Source organism: Paraburkholderia caffeinilytica (assembly GCF_046030355.1).
Taxonomy (GTDB): domain Bacteria; phylum Pseudomonadota; class Gammaproteobacteria; order Burkholderiales; family Burkholderiaceae; genus Paraburkholderia; species Paraburkholderia caffeinilytica_B.
Window position 1 is genome coordinate 170,728 of sequence record NZ_JAQQCQ010000012.1, and the last position, 17,625, is coordinate 188,352.

The 17,625-nt window shown below is 61.6% G+C and carries 15 protein-coding genes; 4 read left to right on the forward strand and 11 right to left on the reverse strand.

Annotation, left to right across the window (positions count from 1 at the left end):
* Window positions 1-5 precede the first annotated feature (5 nt).
* The 9 genes from PQQ95_RS19665 to PQQ95_RS19705 form a co-directional block, all read right to left on the reverse strand.
* The gene (locus tag PQQ95_RS19665; RefSeq protein WP_408439481.1) at window positions 6-1,046 is read right to left on the reverse strand and encodes an EpsG family protein; all 1,041 of its coding nucleotides are present in this window, start codon (window positions 1,044-1,046) and stop codon (window positions 6-8) included.
* A gap of 64 nt (window positions 1,047-1,110) precedes the next feature.
* Window positions 1,111-3,264 (reverse strand): glycosyltransferase, encoded by a 2,154-nt coding sequence (locus PQQ95_RS19670; RefSeq protein ID WP_408439483.1) that lies wholly within the window; start codon window positions 3,262-3,264, stop codon window positions 1,111-1,113.
* Window positions 3,261-5,525: a polysaccharide biosynthesis tyrosine autokinase gene (locus PQQ95_RS19675; RefSeq protein WP_408439485.1), complete on the reverse strand. Its 2,265-nt coding sequence runs from the start codon at window positions 5,523-5,525 to the stop codon at window positions 3,261-3,263. The genes PQQ95_RS19670 and PQQ95_RS19675 overlap by 4 nt, the downstream gene beginning before the upstream one ends.
* Window positions 5,522-6,016, reverse strand: a complete 495-nt coding sequence (locus tag PQQ95_RS19680; RefSeq protein WP_408439487.1) for an arsenate reductase/protein-tyrosine-phosphatase family protein — start codon at window positions 6,014-6,016, stop codon at window positions 5,522-5,524. Before PQQ95_RS19680 ends, PQQ95_RS19675 begins: the two co-directional genes overlap by 4 nt.
* Window positions 6,017-6,078: 62 nt before the next feature.
* The gene (locus PQQ95_RS19685) at window positions 6,079-7,770 is read right to left on the reverse strand and encodes a hypothetical protein (RefSeq protein ID WP_408439490.1); all 1,692 of its coding nucleotides are present in this window, start codon (window positions 7,768-7,770) and stop codon (window positions 6,079-6,081) included.
* 46 nt (window positions 7,771-7,816) lie between these two features.
* Complete coding sequence (locus PQQ95_RS19690) at window positions 7,817-8,941, reverse strand: polysaccharide biosynthesis/export family protein (RefSeq protein WP_408439585.1); 1,125 nt, start codon at window positions 8,939-8,941, stop codon at window positions 7,817-7,819.
* A gap of 112 nt (window positions 8,942-9,053) precedes the next feature.
* Window positions 9,054-10,436: an undecaprenyl-phosphate glucose phosphotransferase gene (locus tag PQQ95_RS19695; protein WP_408439492.1), complete on the reverse strand. Its 1,383-nt coding sequence runs from the start codon at window positions 10,434-10,436 to the stop codon at window positions 9,054-9,056.
* A gap of 51 nt (window positions 10,437-10,487) precedes the next feature.
* Window positions 10,488-11,450, reverse strand: a complete 963-nt coding sequence (locus PQQ95_RS19700; protein ID WP_408439588.1) for a GlxA family transcriptional regulator — start codon at window positions 11,448-11,450, stop codon at window positions 10,488-10,490.
* Window positions 11,451-12,315: 865 nt separating this feature from the next.
* Window positions 12,316-13,311, reverse strand: a complete 996-nt coding sequence (locus tag PQQ95_RS19705) for a GlxA family transcriptional regulator (RefSeq protein ID WP_408439495.1) — start codon at window positions 13,309-13,311, stop codon at window positions 12,316-12,318.
* A gap of 941 nt (window positions 13,312-14,252) precedes the next feature.
* Between PQQ95_RS19705 and PQQ95_RS19710 the strand changes: the two genes are divergently transcribed.
* Window positions 14,253-14,438: a hypothetical protein gene (locus PQQ95_RS19710; protein WP_408439498.1), complete on the forward strand. Its 186-nt coding sequence runs from the start codon at window positions 14,253-14,255 to the stop codon at window positions 14,436-14,438.
* Between the two features lie 67 nt (window positions 14,439-14,505).
* Here PQQ95_RS19710 and PQQ95_RS19715 read toward each other — a convergent pair whose 3' ends face one another.
* Together PQQ95_RS19715 and PQQ95_RS19720 are read right to left on the reverse strand one after the other, a co-directional pair.
* Window positions 14,506-14,703 carry a hypothetical protein gene (locus PQQ95_RS19715; protein WP_408439501.1) on the reverse strand — a complete coding sequence of 66 codons (198 nt, stop codon included), beginning with the start codon at window positions 14,701-14,703 and terminating at the stop codon, window positions 14,506-14,508.
* Between the two features lie 106 nt (window positions 14,704-14,809).
* Window positions 14,810-15,064, reverse strand: coding sequence for a hypothetical protein (locus PQQ95_RS19720; RefSeq protein ID WP_408439502.1), 255 nt, complete (start codon window positions 15,062-15,064; stop codon window positions 14,810-14,812).
* Between the two features lie 494 nt (window positions 15,065-15,558).
* On the opposite strand from PQQ95_RS19720, the gene PQQ95_RS19725 reads away from it, so the two are divergent.
* The 3 genes from PQQ95_RS19725 to PQQ95_RS19735 are packed head-to-tail and all read left to right on the forward strand — an operon-like array spanning window position 15,559 to window position 17,618.
* Window positions 15,559-15,804, forward strand: a complete 246-nt coding sequence (locus PQQ95_RS19725) for an MbtH family protein (RefSeq protein WP_408439505.1) — start codon at window positions 15,559-15,561, stop codon at window positions 15,802-15,804.
* Window positions 15,805-15,807: 3 nt separating this feature from the next.
* A complete protein-coding gene (locus tag PQQ95_RS19730; RefSeq protein WP_408439508.1) occupies window positions 15,808-16,647 on the forward strand; it encodes a thioesterase II family protein in 840 nt (279 codons plus the stop codon).
* On the forward strand, window positions 16,635-17,618 hold the full coding sequence (locus PQQ95_RS19735) for a TauD/TfdA family dioxygenase (RefSeq protein ID WP_408439511.1): 984 nt from the start codon (window positions 16,635-16,637) through the stop codon (window positions 17,616-17,618). Before PQQ95_RS19730 ends, PQQ95_RS19735 begins: the two co-directional genes overlap by 13 nt.
* Window positions 17,619-17,625 lie beyond the last annotated feature (7 nt).

The window sequence follows — 17,625 nt, forward strand, 5'->3', positions numbered from 1 at the left end:
ATCGCTCACCCTAGTTGCTGGATTGCTGGAGCCGTCTGATAAGGCAGAAACGGGGACTCGCCGTGTCCTTCTTCGTCGGTCATGTTGTGGATGCGCCCCGCGAGCGCGATCAGTCCGATCACGAACAGCCAGGTCGCGAGATGGGTCCGCATGCGTCCGGTCGGCGGAGAGAACTGACGCCAGAGCATGACCAGCATCAGATACACGAGGATCAGCTGGAAGCGGATGCCCGCATAGGTCACCTGGGTCATGCCGTAAAGCGCTGCCGCCAATACCGCGCAGATCAGCCAGCCGACAGGTGGAATGGCAAACTGCCGCCGGTACACGATCATCACGCCCAGCATCAACATCTGAATCATCAGGAAGAGCAATCCGGACGATGCATTCGGCGCCGATATTCCGGTGTACAGACTGGTTTTGTCGGCGAAGTAGTCAGGCATCAGCAGTGAGCCGAGAATGACGGCGACCGCCACGCCGACAAACATCAGCGTGTGGCCGCGCCGGGTGGTCGCAATGAAAAGCAGGAACAGCAGCGCCGAAGAAAAATGCACACAGGTGCCGATCACCGCGTAAATGAAGTAGCGAAGTGGTTTCTGCTGGGGCGAAACGCGCGTCGCGAGCAGGAAGATCGCCGATGCGAGACCGAATCGCATCACGTTCATGGTCAGCTCGTAGAACATGCCCGGCACGAGCACGAGTCCACCGAACCAGATGCCGAAGCGGCTGCGGGAAATGGACCATAGCAACAGCAGCGCGGTGGTCATGGAAATGCTGTTGACGACGAAGCGCGGGTCGGGGTCGATAGCCCAGAGAAACTGCGCATACGCATTGAACAGCGGCTCGGCGCCATAGCCGTTGCCCTGGCCGAGGTCCGTGAATGCCTGGTAGTACGCCGCCGTGTCGGTGCCGCTATGGCCGCGCAACACGGCCAGCGCGACCATCGGCAACGCACACGTGAGAACGACGGCAGGATTGGTCCCGCCATAGGCGATGCACAGCGCCACGCCGAAGTAAAAGATCAGCAGGGGAATGAGGTAGTAAGTCATATCGCACGCCCGGCCAGTTGGTGCGTTGCGGCGATTGTGGGTACGTTGATGGTGGGAGCGTTCCTCATGTGAATCTCCGCGACACCACGCAGCGCCGAAAATACTTGACCGCGCTCAGCAGGGAGAAACACACCCATTCGACATTGCTGATGACTCTGCGTCGACGGAAGCGGAGGTAGTTGTCCTGTTCGCCTTTCTGGATTTTCCAGAGTTGAGCGCTCAGGCCGGTTCGCGCGCCGAACTGCGCCTTGTAGATGTACGAAAGCGGGCTCGAAAACAGGTAGGCCTCGCCGCCATCCACCAGAACGACTTCGAGCAGCATGAAATAGTCTTCGGCATGCCGTTTCGTCTCATCGAACCGTGCGCCGACATCCGCGCGCATCAGAATGCTCGATGGTGTGAAGCGGTTCGAGAACAGGACCCGCTGACGCGACACGCGGTGGGGCGCGCCGACGGACGGCCGTGGCTGCGACTCGGGCCGCTCGCCGGTGTCGAGAAACGCCACGGGATGGCCGGTGATCGTCGCCATGGGATGAGCACGCATCCATCCGTACTGGATCTCCATCTTTGCCGGGTGCCAGCTGTCATCCGAATCGAGAAACGCAATATAGGGCTGCGTCGCCACCGCCCATGCCGCATTACGTGCGGCGCCCGGTCCGGCATTGCGAGGCTGCAGAAGAACGCGAATCCAGTGGGCCGGATACCGCTGCGCCAGTTCGCCGAGCCGCTCACGTGTGCCATCCGTGCTGCAATCGTCGACGAGGATCAACTCCTGTGGGCGGCACGTCTGCAGGAATACTGACTGGATGGCGCGTTCGAGCGTATCGCGGCAGTTGAAACAGGGAATGATGACGCTGACCGGAATCTGTTCGGATAGCGGGGGAGGCGCATCATTGGCGTTCTGCTGAAGCTCCGCGACCGGCACTGGCTTGTGCCGTCCACGCACCAGGAAGTGACGGGCGCACAGCACGGACAACACAGCCCACACCACTTCGCCCGCGATCGATGCAATCGCCGCGCCGACAATGCCCGCGAGCAATACGCCAATAACGCCGGCAATCACGCTGAAGAGCAGCGCAGCAAACGCGCAACGGTTGCGCACGCGAATCAGATTGCGGGTCGTCATCACGGAGGAAGCGCTGACCGTCAGAAATCTGAATGGGGTGCTCAACGTCATGAGCACGACCACATTGACCGATTGCTCGTATTGCCGGCCGAATACCAGCGGAATCACGAACGGCGCGAGCCATGCCGCGATGCCGGCCAATGCGACGCCCGAGGCGAACATCCACTTGTTGCCGTCGCGGTACATCCGTTCGAGACGCTCGTCGCCCGACGCGGCCCACCGATGAAGGCGCGGCATCAGAAGCTTCTGGAACAGAACGGTGGGCAACAGATAAAGGGCAGTCAGGATCGTCACGGCGACGCTGTAGACGCCGACGTCCTGCGGTGCGCCGAGGTGCGAGACGATCACGAGCCCGCTTTGCCCATAGGCATAAAAAAGCAGGCTGGCCATGCCGAAAGGCATGGCGTTAAACCAGAGTTCATGAATCGACGGCGCCGGCAAACGCCCGCTCGCGCTTCGCGCCGCGGATTCCGGCCCGTGTCCGATCAGTTCCACCGCGCCACGGCGCAGCGCGGTGACCGAGCGCCAGGCGCCGAGCGTCACGAGTGCGCCAATGCAGCCAAAGCCGAATGCAATCGCCTCGCTGCTTGCCCCCAGCTGCCAGCAAGCCAGCACCAGCGCGAGACGTCCGGCATGCTGCAATGCCTGCCACATGGCAACCCGCCCGAACTTCTCTTCGAGCTGGAGTTTGGCCGAAGCCATTTCGATGGCGCCCTGGGCCAGCACTACGGGAAGCATCCACAGCAGCAGTTGTCTGGTGCGTGCGTCGGCCGTGCCGATCCATGCCCAGAGCACGGCGGCGGCAAGGCACACGAGCGCGCTGCGCGTGATGAAACGAACCGATGCTTCCATCCAGCGCTTTGCCGCCCAGCCTTCGGTGCCGTAGGCCTTCAGCCAGAAGGACGGCACTCCGAAGCCGACCGCCGGAGCAATGATCGTCACCACGGCGAGCGCGGCGGCGAACTGCCCGTACGCCGAAGGCGACAGGGATCGCGCGAGCGTCGCCTGAACGGCGAACGCCAGCCCGGCCGAGCCGAGCGCGCTGACGGACAGCAACGATGCCGCCCAGGCGTCGCGGCTTCGCTGCGTCATTGCGCCACCTCGTCCATCACAGGGCGTGCATCTTCGCCACGCGAGCGCCCATAGCGATAGCTTCCATAGGTGGTGCCGTAGCGGAAACGTCCTGCATGACGGTCGATTCCGTTGAGTACCACGCCCTTCACGTCGACGCCGACTTGCCGCAGGCGTCGTGCGCATTCTTCGAGTTCCGCCGGTTTCGTGATGGAGGCGCGCGCCACCAGGAACACGTTGCCGCTGGAATAGGGCGCGAGAATGGCCGCGTCAGGGACCGGCAGGAGCGGGGCGGTGTCGACGATCACCACGTCGTAACGCTCGGAAAGCGTCCGGAAAAGCCCGGGCACGCTCGGCTCGCTCAAATGGTCGGCCGCATTGGGCGGCATCGACCCGCTCGGGAGAAAGTCGAGCGTCGAGCGTTCGACCGGGCGGATGGACGTGTCGAGCTTGCGGACATCGGCGATCACGTCGGATAGCCCGACCGCCGAGTGGCAGCCATAGGCGCGGCTCAGTCCGCAACGTCTAAGGTCACCGTCGATCAATAGAACACGTTTGCCGGTGCGCGCGAGGACCGCGGCCACGTTCGACGCGATAAACGATTTGCCGATGTTGGGTGACGGCCCGGTGAACATCACGATCTTGTTGCCCGAATCGGACAGCGAAAACTGCAACGCCGTGCGAAGACTGCGCAAACTCTCGATCGCCGGGTCGGCCGGATCGACGAACGCCAGCGGGCGCCGCGCGGGCGTTTTGCGACGCAGGTAGCCCGCCACCCGGAAGCCGCGGCGGTTCGCCATCGGCACCACCGAGAACACGCTGAGATCGGTCTGTTCTTCGATCTCGTGCGAATCGGAAATCCCACGGAACAGCAGGTCGCGAATGAAAGCGGCGGCGGCCGCTGCAAACATGGCGAGCACGATCACGACGAGGCACAACACGGGGCGCCACAAGCGAATCGGCTGGTCGGGCAACAAGGCGTTATCGAGAACGCGGACGTTGCCGATCCGTCCCACCTCCAGAATCTGCAACTGTTCGATGTTGTTCAGCAAGCCGACGTAAAGGTCGTTGCTGATCTTGACGTCGCGTTGCGCCTTCACCACCTGACGTTGGGTCTCCGGCAGGCGGTCGATGCGCTGGCTAAAGCCGGCCGATTGCGACTGAAGCACCTTGATCTGGTGATCGATTGCGACCACCGTCGGATTCGTGGGCTCAAAGCGGGTCAGTGCATCCGCGCGTTTTTGCAGGAGGGTGCTGATCTGGGTTTCGTTGTCGGCCGATTGCTGCAGGATGGCACGTGCCTCACCGTCGAGATCCACCGATCCCAGCTTGCTCCGCACCACGGCATAGGCACTTTCCGCCGTATCGAGTTTCTGACGCAAGTCCGGAACCTGGCTGCGCAGGAACGACAGCGAACGCGCGGCCTGTTCCGCTTTGCGATCCTCGTTCTGGCCGACATAGTGGCGCGCGATATCGTTCAGGATCGCTGTGATCAGCACCGGATCGCTGCCACGCAGTTTCACTTGCAGAACATTGGAATCCTTGCCTAATTCAGTGATGGAAAGACTGCGTTGCAGCGTGTCGATCGTTTCCAGACGCGATTGCCGCGTGAGCTTGAAGCGGGCACCGGGCGCCGCGCGGATCGCACTCACCTGCAAGGTGATCGGGCCATCGTCGGTGACGAAGGTCTCGGTCCTGCCGATCCGGCCGACCACGTCCTGGTCGAGACCGGTCCCCGAAAGCCGGTAGGTGCCGGCATCCAGCACCGTCAAGCGGTAGCGTTCTCCCTCGAAAACCGTGGGCACGTCGAAGCGCGTGACGCTCGCGCTCTCGTCGCCCCACGTGTAGCCGCCCATGCCCAGAAAGCCCGGGTGGGACAACCCCTTGTTGGAGCGCGCGATGGCGCGGCCGATGAGCGGAAAACGGGCCGGCTCCGCCTCGATATCCAGGCGCAGGTTGTCGACCGCCGAGGCCACCACCAGCCGCGACTGAAGCACCTGCATTTCCGTATCGGCCGACGACTTGACGTCGAGCATCGACGAAAGATCCTGACCCAGCAGCGACGACGCGGTGGTTGCGGCCGAGCCTTCATCGACCTGCGTGATGATGTTGACCTGATATTGCGGATCCGACAGCAGTACCGCTGCGACGCCGAGAATCGATACGGCTCCGAAAATCCACAGCATCATGTGGCGATAGAGCATGAAGACATCGAGCATCGCCGCCAGGTTGAACTCTTTCTCGGCGGCGGCGACTTCCTGCGGTGCATACGGCGGGTTCACTGTGCACCTCCGTCCACGCAGACCGCATCCGGAACCATGCGCTCACCTGACGGTGCATTCAGGTTTTTCAGCCGACGTACCCAATAGTCGATCCCGTGGGTCAGCGCCTCGCGACACGCACGGAATGCGGAAATGGGCATGCCCATCGGGTCGTCGATATCCGCGTCGTCGAAGCCGCGGATCGAGAAGATGCGGCCGCGCATCAGCGGATAGAGCGACTGCAGGCTCCGTGTCTGCGCCGCGGTCATCGTCAGGATGAGCTCGGCGTCGTTCGCGAGCTGCCGGGTCAACTGCGTGGCGCGGTGCGCCTGAATGTCGATGCCCATTTCGGACAGCACCGCGACGGCCTCGGTCGCCGCCGGTTGTCCCACTTCGGCCGCCAGACCGGCGGAACCGACGCGCAGACCCTCGACGCGTTGCTGAAGAAGCGCCGCGGCCATCGGGCTGCGGCAAAGGTTTCCGTGGCAAACCATTAGAACGTTGGAAATCATCTGGTTTTTCTATCTAGGTGTTGAGACGTTGCTGACTCGGATGGGTGTTTGCGCACCCCACGTCATGACGAGCGCCATACCGCCAGTTCGCTGATCTCGAGCTTCCCCGTCCAGCCGATGAAGGTCGCCTTGAGGACAGCCTGAACGGCTCCGGCCGGAACGGCTGCCTGTGCGGACGGAAGTTCATTCGCCGGGCTCTGCGATTCACTGACGCTTAGCGGGACGCCCCCCGCGACGTAGAACTGGAACGTGAATGTCGTGCGGCCTGTTGTGCCATTCGTGCCATTCGTGCCCGCCGTGTTCACCGTGTTCACCGTGCAGGCGGCCAGGACGGTATCGCCCGGGTTCACCGGGAACGGTGTTCGCGTGGTCACGGAGAAGGGCGCGTTGTCCTGATCCGGCGAGGCCAGCCGCAACGCTTGCCTCGATCTGGGCGTTGCGCTGTTTCCCGAGCGCGCATCCGTATCCGTAGCGACGATTTCGCCGGCACTCCGCCCGGTTGCGGCGGATGACATGCTCCAATGCGTGAGTGCGCCCATGGGTGTTCCGGGGCTATCCAGCGTGAAGAGACTGTCGGCATTGATCACGCTTCCTCGCCACGGCAGCGCCTGAATTTTCTGGAAGCTCATTGCGCTCATTGACTCGACCGGCACCTCGTCGCCGATCAGCGCCGTCAACGCACCCTGTGGCGGAGACTCGAAACGCCACTCGACGCCGGACGCGGAGAACTTCGCCGTACCCGCTACCAGTTGGCGCGGCGCGTTGTCGAGATCCTTGCGCTTCCAGCGTCTCGGCAACACGATCGAGTCGCGAAATACAGTGCGAAGATGCTTGCCCGCGGCCGTCGCATTGACGAGCAGTCCGTCGATGCCCTCGATGTGGCAGTGATTGAACGCCACCGTGCCGAAACGCGCCTGCCGGCCGAAATACACCACGTCGCCATTGAAATCGAACGAGCAGGCGTCGAAGACGAAATCCATGCTGTCCGAGTTGATGTCGATGGCGCGCGCGGAGCCGGCAAACGTGCAATCGGAAAAGGTCATCCGTTCGCCGCTATTCACGCTTCTGCCCACACCCGGCGCTACGTAAATGCCGTCCTCACGGTTCTGTTCGAAGCGCGACGAAAACCACGCTGTCAGGTAGGTATTGATCGGATCGATCCGCAGCGCGCCGCGCCAGCCGGTGACCACGACATTGCGGCCGCCCGCGTCTCTCACGGCGCCCGAAAATCCCGCTTGCCGGTTACCCATCACGATGCCCCATCCTTCGGACTCCGCCTTGCCTGGGCCGAGTATCGAGATCGTGCCGCCGGTGCCGTCGAGAAACGGCGAACGGTTGCCCGGGAAACGCAAGTCGGTCGCGGGAAGGGTGGTTTCGTTTCTGCAGGTCAACCCGTTCCAGCCCACAGGCAACAGGGAGAAGTCGAGCAGGACGCCGCCCACCGAGCACAACTTGATCCAGGGCGCGGTGTCGATCGTCTCCGTGAGAACGTAGCGGCCGGCCGGAATCAGCAAGGAGGGCAAACAGGACGTATCGCGCGTACGCAGTGCGATATTGCGGACGTAGTCGATCGCGCGCTGGAACGTACCGGTGTCGTCGCTCGCGCCCTTGCCTTTGGCGGCGAAATCGCTGAGCCAGCGAAATCCGTTCGGAGGTTGATTCCCGCTGGATTCGCCCCATCCACGCGTGACCGCAGTGGCGCCCAGTATTGCCGCACCGGCCGAGAGGCCCATGGCGGAACGGCGATTCACCATGACGTCACCCGTGTGCGCCGGCTGCGGAGAAATCGCAATGTCATACTCATTTCGTCACCAAGCCGGCGGTAAGGCCCGCGTTGATGCCTGGAAGCAGAAGGCTCAACACACGGCTGAAACGAACCAGCCCGTTTCCGTCGACATAGACGATGTCCTTCGGTTGCAGCTCGAACCGGTTGGCGAGGATCATCGAGACGGGTGAGGCCGCGTCGAGGTGGAAGACGCGCGCGTCTTTGCCGAGTCCGCGGATCACATACAGCTGCGCCGCGTCCGCCGTCGCCGAATTGATGCTGCCCGCCTGGGAAAGCGCGTCGCTCAACGTCAACTGGCCGTTGCGTAACGGCAGCGCGGTAACCGGTTTGGTCACTTCACCCAGCACGAACACGCCGTTTTCTTCGCGGGCGGAAACGCGAATCAGATCGCCGGGGCGCAGCATGATGTTCGAAGGATTCAAACCGCGCTGCAGCATCCCCGTGAAGTTGATGTCGTATGAACGGCCGTTGCGAGTCAGCGTAATGCGGCTCTGATCCGCAGCCGGGCTGAAGCCGCCGGCATGACTGATCGCGTCGTACAGCGTGGTGGGGATATCGTTGATGGATTGCGCGCCCGCCGTACGGACTTCGCCGTCGACATACACCTGCTTCGCGCGAAACGACGCAATGCGCACCGTCACCTGAGGATCGTGGAATGATTTGCCCAGTTCCGCTGCTAGCTTGCGCTGGACTTCGTCGACTTTCATGCCCTCGACGCGAATATTCCCGACAAAGGGAAACCGCAGATAACCGGTGTCATCGACGATGAATCCCGGCGGCGGGTCGTAGGCGCGCGCGTTTGCCGGCGGCTGCGAGCCCAATGCCGCGGCCAGTTCCGGATGGTCCCAGACCGTGATCTGAAGCACGTCGCCGACACCGATCGTGTAAGCCTGGCCGCGGCCGAGCAGGGCGCTCGCGCTCTCGTCGTTACGGCGCTCGGCTTCGCCTCTGATCTCGTCGATTGACGACAAGGTCACCTCGGTCATCGGCACGGGCAGCTGCTCGGCCGGCGCCTGCTCACTCGCGCTGGTGAGCGGCAACGTCGCCGTCTTTTGCATTTTCATGCCGGGCGCAATCGAACAGGCTGACAGAGCGAGCTGGAGCGCCGCAATCCATGCAAGCCGATTCATCGAGAACATGTTGACACCGCCGCGACGCAGCGCGTTGGACCTGACTTTCAATTGCTTCACTCCGATTCCTTTTATTGGGTTCGCCGACCTCCATCTCGCGGTCCGCGGCTCCCCATGGTGATTAGTACGCCTGCTTGCTGACGAACCCGCGAACTACCGTGCGCAGCACGATCTTGATATCCATCCAGAACGATCGATGGCGCAGGTAATACAGGTCGTACTCGACGCGGCCCGCCATCTTTTCCAGCGCATCCGTTTCACCTCGATAGCCGTTGATCTGCGCCCAGCCGGTAATGCCCGGTTTGATGCGATAGCGGTCGAGGTAGCCCGAGATCAACGGCTCATACAGATCGTCGTGCTCGAGCGCGTGGGGACGCGGACCCACGATCGACATTTCGCCGCGCAGGACATTGATGAACTGCGGAATCTCGTCGAGACTCGTGCGACGCAGAAAACGCCCCACCGGCGTGATCCGGTTGTCGTTGCGCGTGGCCTGACGCACGACACCGCGCTCTTCCGAATGAACCCGCATCGAACGAAATTTGTAGATCGAGAACGGGCGTCCTTTCAGACCCTTGCGACGCTGCCGGAAAAAAACCGGGCCTGGCGAAGAGAGCTTGATGGCAATGGCGATCGCCACGAATAGCGGCGCCAGCCCGATCAGCGCGACGAGTGCGAAAGCCCGGTCGAAGATCTCCTTGCCGGTCATCGCTTCGCCGGAAATGGCCGATGGAGAGAGGCTGAGCGAAGGGATCTCGAGTGTGTCGAACGACGCTACCCCGGCGTATAGCCCGAGCGGCATGAAGTCCGGCATGAGCCGTATTTCCACCAGCGTGCTCTTGAGCGCTTCGATGCAATGGGCCGCCACTGCGTGCGCGGAGAACGGCAACGCGAGCCAGACTTCGTGAATGCCGCCGGACTCCGCGAGCTGGGCGAGGCGCGCAAGTTCCGTCTTGCCGTGCTCGCCCATTCCGGCGCCGAGGCGTCCGTCGGCGGTGTGCAACTCGACGACATCCGCGACACGAAAACGCTGGTGATGGCTGGAATCGACCTTTGCAACGATTTGCCTGAAGTACTCGCCATTGCCCACAACCACGACATTGCGCGCGCGCAACGCGAAAATACGCAGGGACGAACGCGTCGCGCAGACAGCCAGCCGCCATGACGCGAGCAGCACGACGCCAAGACAGGTCCACCATGCGATCCAGGACACAAGCGCGGCGTCCTCGCGGTGAATCGAAAGCAGCAGCACGAGGCCGGCGAACTGCAAGGCCAGCCATGCCGGCAGAAGCCGGGTGCAGAGGCGGTATATCGAGCGCATCGGCGGCACGGCGTACGCGCGAACAGCCGGCAACAGCGCTGCCGCCGACAGCATGATCACGATGGCGAACAGCAACTGAAGCGGACCGGTTTCCCGGCCCTGGACAGGCACGATGTGAGCTGCGATGACAGCCGCGAGCGCAAGGCACCCGCTATCGATCAGGCGTGCGACAGCTTGTTTCATGTGAATCTCCGTGGAGCCGGGTGATGAACGATCCAGCTTTCTCCCGCCGCGTTACGAAACGGGGCGGCGTACCCGCGCGAGGACGTCCGGTTCGGACGACCCGTTATCGGCCAGGCGGTTTCGCTCAAGCGTCCGGTACTCCGTCGGCGACATCGAGAGATGCTGGCGGAACAGCTTGGCGAGCCGGTCGCCACTACCCAGGCCGGTACGGCGGGCGATCTTGTCGGCGGGCAGGTCGGTATCGACCAGCATGTGGCAGGCTTTTTCGAGGCGGACTCGCAGCACGAACTCCGTCGGCGTGACGCCGATCTCCTGCTTGAAACGGCGCAGAAAATTACGTTCGCTCATCGCCACGGCCTGGGCGGCATCCGCAATCGATACACGGTTCTCGCTGCTGGCCCGCAACTGATACGCGGACGTGCGAATCAGGTCGCTGGCGCGCGCCTCGCGGGAATTGAATACCGAGTGGGTGAACTGCTTCGGCGTGACGGGCAGCAGGTCATGGGCGACCTGGCTGGCCGTCTCGTAGCCACAATCACGTTTGACGACGGACAGCGCGCTGGTTAGCGCGACGCCCGCGTCAGCGTCGATGCCGGCTGTTCTGGTTGCAGACAACGTACCCGTCGTCATCGCGCCGCCCGCCACCTCCGCCGCCACGTCCTTGGGCTCGAGTCCGGCCAATTCGAGAACGCCATGCCCACCGCCGATGCCCTGTACCACCTGCGCATGCGGATAGGTGTGGCGCAGCCACGAGAGCAGCCGTTCGTCGCTTTCGACGGGCATGCTCGCGGCGCCGAGTGCAAACAGCGCGTGAACGTCTTTGGCATAGTGCGAGTCGACCGCGTCGGTCCAGATCAGCACACCGGATGACGAGCGTATGGCCCCGCCGCTTGCGGACACGAGGCGCAGGTCATAATAGTTATGCAGCGCGTTGTCCGGATGACGCAAACGGTTAGCAAGACTGAACGTCTCCGCCAGACGCCCCATGTGAATAAGTGAAAAGCCCTCGAACAGGAGAATCACCACCTGTCTGTGGCGGCGTGCTAATCCAACGCTTCCGCCCACCATGAGGTGAATTGTTTTCCTCGTTATATCAGTCGCACATTCCATACCGCTGGCCCTCGGCACTATTAGCGAAATTAGGTTTTCTGCAGCGCATCATATTCGCGAGGGCTCGCCGATCAGACTGAGGCGTCCGATTCAACCATGCTCTTGGCGGAATTGATCAAGAGTATCGAGACTGGTAATTTCTATGCACCAGATGTGACGCTTTGCCACCTGAAAATGCCCCAAAAAATCCTATTCGCCATGCATTCATCAATTGAATGATTTCTGCGCGTTTCGGGTTCATGGAAGGCTATGGAATGGCCATTTACTGGGACTACGGCCTGATTGACAGTTGATTCGAATGTGTACGATTCGTGGCGAAATTCTGATATATCTGAATTTTTCCGCTTGTGCGACTGAATAGCACGCTTATACGCAATGCATCATTTCGGTCGTCATAGCGGAATCATCCGGATCATTCCTCGATTCGGAAGAAATTCGTGCCACAAAAAATAGTGGGTATTTCACATGCGCACGGCGCTGACTGGATTGGGCTATTCAGACTCAAACTGAAAAATAGAAATAAAAAAATTTCATAAATTACGGACTATGTCATGCGTAATTTATTGGGCGAGTGTTCCTGGCGGCTGTCACCGACATGCCAGACCACAGCGTCCCACGGTTGCCGTAGCGTGTGTGGCTTATGGCAGCGTGTATGACGAAGACGAAGTGTCGAGCCGTGTCGATGTGTGGGCAGCACGAGCGGCTTCTCCGCCAGGCAGGACTGCCGCGCGCAGATAATCTGCTGTAAGGGGAGAGCCGGGCCGCGCGCTCAGATGAGACTGCCCGGCGAGACTTTTTTGCTCAGCCGATAGTCGGTGGGGGTGGTCGCCAGATGTTTTCTGAACAGCTTGGCCAATTGGCCGCCGCTGCCAATCCCGCAGTGCCGCGCAATCTTGTCGATGGGCAAACGCGACTCGACAAGCATCTGACAACTCAGGTTAAGACGCGCGCGCAGCAGAAAGTCGGAGGGCGTCATGCCGATCTCGTTCTTGAAGCGCCGCAGGAAGTTGCGCTCGCTCATGGCTGCGAGACGCGCCGCGTCGTCGATTGAAATGGGACGATCGACGTTTGCTTCCAGCCAGCGAGCCGACGCCATGATTTTCTCGCTAACCTGCGACGCCCCGCTGCGGGTGACGGAAGAATTGAAGGGGGAACTGTGCTGCGGCGCGACCGATTCGGCGACCTGACGCGCCAGTTCAGGCCCGAGGTCTTCTTCAATGATGTGCAATGCCGTCCGTTCGGCTGCCGACGCATCGCCTGGCGAGCGCGCCGGACGGCGTTCGCCTGCTTCAGTGCTGTTGCGGGGTAGCGGGCAGTCGCGGCCTGGAAGCCCAGCCGATTCCAGAAGCAACCGGCCCTCCGCGATTGGATGCACGATTTCGCTGAGCGGATGCCGGTGGCGCAGCCAGTTGCGCAGGCGCTCATCGCTGCGTGCCTGCTGCGCGCCCGCGCCGCCTGCGACGAATATCAGGTGCGGGTCGTTCGTGCCTTTGTGGGTATCGACGCTTTCCGTCCAGACGAACACCGAGGACGAGCTCGCGATGCGACCACCAGCAGCCGAAAGCAACGAGACGTCGTAGCGTGCGCGGCCCGATCGTTGCGACGCGGCAAGCGCGTTGGCCTTATGGAATATTTCGATGAGCGCCGCGACCTTAGGCAGCGCAAAGCCATTGAACAGCGCTATGTCGACGCGAGTCATTGCGCTCGCTCGCGTCGGCACGGCACTGTGCCGCGAACTGAGCGGCGCAGTATGTACCTGCTGCATGGGTGTTTCCCCGGAATGTTATGGCCTGCAAAGCCTCTCTCAAGACTCTGTGATTTTTTAGTTGACGTATGTTATGCAAATGATCGTGGCGCCATTATTATGTGGCCGAATAAGCCAGGACATTGTCAGTTGGAGACATTGAGCGGGTAAGTGGTAGTGAAGTGGGCTGCGCATTTTAAACGACAAATTCGAATGCACCGAGGCAATATTCCAAAAAGACTGAGACGGGCTGTATAGAGAGCTTTATAAAATCGTTTATACCAGAGATGGGGAAAAACATATCTGAGGCAACGACACTAATGCGACGCGCATACATCGGGTAAGGCAGGGTAAGGATTCCGTCGCTCAGCAATGTCGTACGCAATCCCGTGCGATAACAGAATGAGAAAGCCGGTTCGCCCGTCTGTGGCATCGGTAAGCCGCACCAGAATTGTGAAAGAAAGCGTTGTCATAGTGCGACAGGCTTTGAATTAGACAAAGTGTGCATTCGTCATCCTCATTTGAAATATTGGGCAGAATGCCACAGAAGCCAGGGAATGGGGGCTTAAATAAATTCGTTAAGCGGCGCAGTGATGACGGGGTGTCCTCGGACAGAATCTTTCCCATAGCCGCCATAAGATGGCATGTCAAACCTGGACGGATAGAATCGCATCAGCTATCAGCACGTGGCTTCATTCCGATTCCGGTTTGCTGCTACGCAGCGCTTTTGCGTTGCCGTTTGTGCGTGTCCGATTGATCCGGGATGTTCGGGGCGGACTTGTCCTGGGTCATTTTTGAAAGAGGACAGCCATCATGTAGGCGCGCCACGCGCGGTACGCTCACCTTACGGGGCCGGTTGCTGCAGCCAGATTCAGACAGGAGTGTGTCGAGGTTAGTCACACTGCCAGCAAACGATTGCGCGAAGGCCTAAATAAGCCGGCCGCGCAGCCGATAACCCGTTCATGCACAAACAACACATTAAGACAATCGTTGATGCCGCGAACGAAACTGCCGACACCATTGTCGGTGCGCGGCAGTGGAGGACGGCCGAAGATGCCAGTGCGATGCATGACGTGATCTTTTGGGACATGATCGCCAAACAGTTGCCCAATGTGAGCATCACCGATCTGCTTTCGATCCTGAACTAGACGCGTGATACGGCGCTTCAATGCGAGCCGGGGTAGCTAGCCCTATGGAGCCGCCGACATCGCGCGATTACCCATCATTGAGCCCGATCACTGAAAAGATTTTGACGACCGCGCCTTGCCGCGGTTGACGCCCGCCTTGCTGTTGAATAAAGACCTGCACGGCGCGCATCATCTCTTCGCGCGAAAGTTCGCGATAGGCACAAATGTTGTACGTGATGCCGTATTGCCCGTCTTTGACGAAATTATCAACGCTCGGTAGCTGCATGATTTCCTCGAATGCGGCACGCGATTTTCCAGTTGGAGCGGCTATCTTTCGACCGCAGCGGGGACTGGCCGATCCGCTGCAAGATCATGTCCGCGAAGGCCTCTCATCAAGGCGCAAGCGGTGGTTCTCCGAGATCCTGAATCGCGAGCGATGCAGACAGAAATACGTCTTCAATCGTGGCGGCGTACTCGCCCGCTGAAGCGCGATTCTGTTCGTCCATTGGATGGAAGGTGGCGCTGCGCCGGATTGCCCGCCGCATACGTTCTAGTTCGGTGAGGGTGGGGGATGTTCTCGCGAGCAGCGCTGCAATTAACGTCTGGTAGGCGAGAAGTTGCATCCGCATCTGTTGAATGTCTTCCATGAGTGGCTCTTTCATATTTTGTCCGTTCCGTCCAGCAAATGCCGTGGAGATTCTACGAAAAAGAACCTGCCGCCCGAGGGAGCGGCAGGTTGAAAGATCGAGGGGTGGGGTTGCTTGAGAGAAGCCCCCTCGAAAGACCAGATCGGAGTCTAGTCGGTCGAAGGGGGACAGCGGAGCCGGGCGGCGGATTGGGTCAAGTTGTTGACCGAACAGAATGTGAAAAGAGAGGGCGGCTGGTTAAATCGTTTTGACTGTCCGCACGATGAGGCCGCTTGACAAAGAAGGGCGTAACGCTCAGAGTGGCGCTTCTAAACAGCAATGATTCTCATTTGCATAGAACCGCAGTTCGATGCGGCGCGGCCCGTTGTACCTGCAGTCTTCGGCATGGCCGAGGCGCGTCGTTCTGTCAGGCCGCATGGTCTGCCGATTCAAGAATGAGTCTCATTTGCACCATTTCATCTATCGCAGCCGGTCGGGCTGCAGCGGAGCGTTCAATGAGCTGGGGCGACGAAGATACGAATTTCCACGTGGTGATCAACGACGAGCAGCAGTACTCGATCTGGCCGGACTACAAGGCGATTCCCGCCGGCTGGCGCGAAGCGGGCAAGTCGGGCAAGAAAGCCGACTGCCTCGCGTGGATCGACGAAGTCTGGACCGACATGCGCCCGCTGAGCCTGCGCGAGGCAATGGCCGCCGACGCCGCGCGCGGCGCCGATGGGCAAGCAGGTCCGGCGGCCTGACCGATGACAGGTGCTGTTGCGGCATCCCTGTCGTTGCCGTCGACGTTGCCGCCCGTGCAGCTGTTCTGTCTCGCCCACGCCGGCGGCACTGCGGCGTTGTATCGGCGTTGGACGCAGCATCTGCCGCGCAACGTGCAGGTCGTGCCGCTCGAATTGCCGGGACATGGCGCGCGCCGCGCGCTGCCGGCGCACACGGAATGGCCGTCACTGATCGATGCGTTATGCGGCGAGTGGCGCGCGCGGCGCGACCCGGCCGTGCCGTTTGCCTTGTTCGGGCACAGCATGGGCGCACTGGTCGGACTTGAGTTGATGCACGCGTTGCGCGCGCAAGGTGCGGGCTCGGCGGTGTGGTTTGGAGCGTCGGCCTCGGTGGCGCCGCCGTTCCGCATTCGCGAGACGCACTGGCTCGGCTGCACGCATGAGCAGATGGTCGACAGGCTGCGCTCGCTCGGCGGTACGCCCGACGCATTGCTCGACGACCGCGATTTCATCGATTTCCTGATGCCCATGTTGCGCGCCGACTTCCATCTGTGCGGCACCTATCCGCATCACGCGGATGATGCCGATGGCGCCGCCACCGCCCGCGCGCCGCTCGACTGCCCGATCGCCGTGTTCACCGGTCGTGACGATCCCGCCACCGCCCGCGCGGAGGTGGTCGCGCGCTGGCGCGACGAAACCCGCGACACGTGCGCGTTCCACAGTTTCGACGGCGCTCATTTCTATCTCGACAATGCACCCGGCCCCGTGCTGGCGTGCGTCGTCAGTTTTCTTGCGGGCGTGCTCGCGCAGCCGCGGCGCGGCGTGCCGGCGCGTCTGCCGAAAGGCGAAGCATGGACGCAATGATCAGCAGTACAGACGCGACGCTCCTCAAGCACGTCATCGAGCAGAACGGCACCCGCGTGCTGGTGGTAAGCCCCGCGAACGCGGACGGCACGCTCGCGCCATCCGCCTGTCTGGCGCAGTTGCGCGAGCTCGCCGAGTCCGCCAAAGCGCAGTTCGGCGGCATGCTGCTGCGCGGTTTTGCGCCGTTGGGCGCCACGGGCTTCAACGCGTTCGCGACGAGCTTCGGCAAGCCTTTGCTCACGTACGAGTTCGGCTCGACGCCGCGCAGCCGCATCGAAAAAGGCGTCTACTCGTCGACCGAATATCCGGCGGATCAGTGGATCGACCAGCACAACGAACAGTCGTACACGCTGAAATGGCCGGGCTCGATCTGGTTCTACTGCGACATCGCCGCGGAGCAGGGCGGCGCCACGCCGATTGCCGACAGCCGGCTCGTCTACCAGCGGCTGGACCCGGCGTTGCGGCGGCGCTTCGCCGAACACGGGGTGATGTACGTGCGCAATTACGGCAACGGTCTCGACCTGCCGTGGGAGCAGGTGTTCGGCACCGACGATCGTCACGAGGTCGAGCAGTACTGCCGCGCGAACCAGATCGACTATGAATGGCTCGACGACGGCGAGGCGCTGCGCACGCGTCAGGTCTGCCAGTCGGAATTGCGCCATCCGCTGACGGGCGACCCCGTCTGGTTCAACCAGGCGCATCTGTTTCATGTATCGAATCTGCCGCTGGCGGTGCAGGAGGCGTTGCTGGACGTCGTCGACGAAGACCGCCTGCCGCGTAACACATTCTTTGGCGACGGCACGCCGATCGACGCGTCGATGCTCGACGAAATCCGCGCGGTCTATCGCGACACGATGCTGTCGTTTCCGTGGCAGCCCGCCGACGCGCTCGTGCTCGACAACCTGCTGATGTCGCACGGGCGCGCGCCGTTCTCCGGCCCGCGGCGGGTACTCGTCGCGATGAGCGCCTGAGCGCCGC

Coding starts and splice junctions, on each gene's coding strand:
- PQQ95_RS19665 (WP_408439481.1), bottom strand. CDS start 1,046: ATGACTTACTACCTCATTCCCCTGCTGATCTTTTACTTCGGCGTGGCG.
- PQQ95_RS19670 (WP_408439483.1), bottom strand. CDS start 3,264: ATGACGCAGCGAAGCCGCGACGCCTGGGCGGCATCGTTGCTGTCCGTC.
- PQQ95_RS19680 (WP_408439487.1), bottom strand. CDS start 6,016: ATGATTTCCAACGTTCTAATGGTTTGCCACGGAAACCTTTGCCGCAGC.
- PQQ95_RS19685 (WP_408439490.1), bottom strand. CDS start 7,770: ATGGTGAATCGCCGTTCCGCCATGGGCCTCTCGGCCGGTGCGGCAATA.
- PQQ95_RS19690 (WP_408439585.1), bottom strand. CDS start 8,941: ATGTTCTCGATGAATCGGCTTGCATGGATTGCGGCGCTCCAGCTCGCT.
- PQQ95_RS19695 (WP_408439492.1), bottom strand. CDS start 10,436: ATGAAACAAGCTGTCGCACGCCTGATCGATAGCGGGTGCCTTGCGCTC.
- PQQ95_RS19705 (WP_408439495.1), bottom strand. CDS start 13,311: ATGCAGCAGGTACATACTGCGCCGCTCAGTTCGCGGCACAGTGCCGTG.
- PQQ95_RS19710 (WP_408439498.1), top strand. CDS start 14,253: ATGCACAAACAACACATTAAGACAATCGTTGATGCCGCGAACGAAACT.
- PQQ95_RS19715 (WP_408439501.1), bottom strand. CDS start 14,703: ATGCAGCTACCGAGCGTTGATAATTTCGTCAAAGACGGGCAATACGGC.
- PQQ95_RS19720 (WP_408439502.1), bottom strand. CDS start 15,064: ATGGAAGACATTCAACAGATGCGGATGCAACTTCTCGCCTACCAGACG.
- PQQ95_RS19725 (WP_408439505.1), top strand. CDS start 15,559: ATGAGCTGGGGCGACGAAGATACGAATTTCCACGTGGTGATCAACGAC.
- PQQ95_RS19730 (WP_408439508.1), top strand. CDS start 15,808: ATGACAGGTGCTGTTGCGGCATCCCTGTCGTTGCCGTCGACGTTGCCG.
- PQQ95_RS19735 (WP_408439511.1), top strand. CDS start 16,635: ATGGACGCAATGATCAGCAGTACAGACGCGACGCTCCTCAAGCACGTC.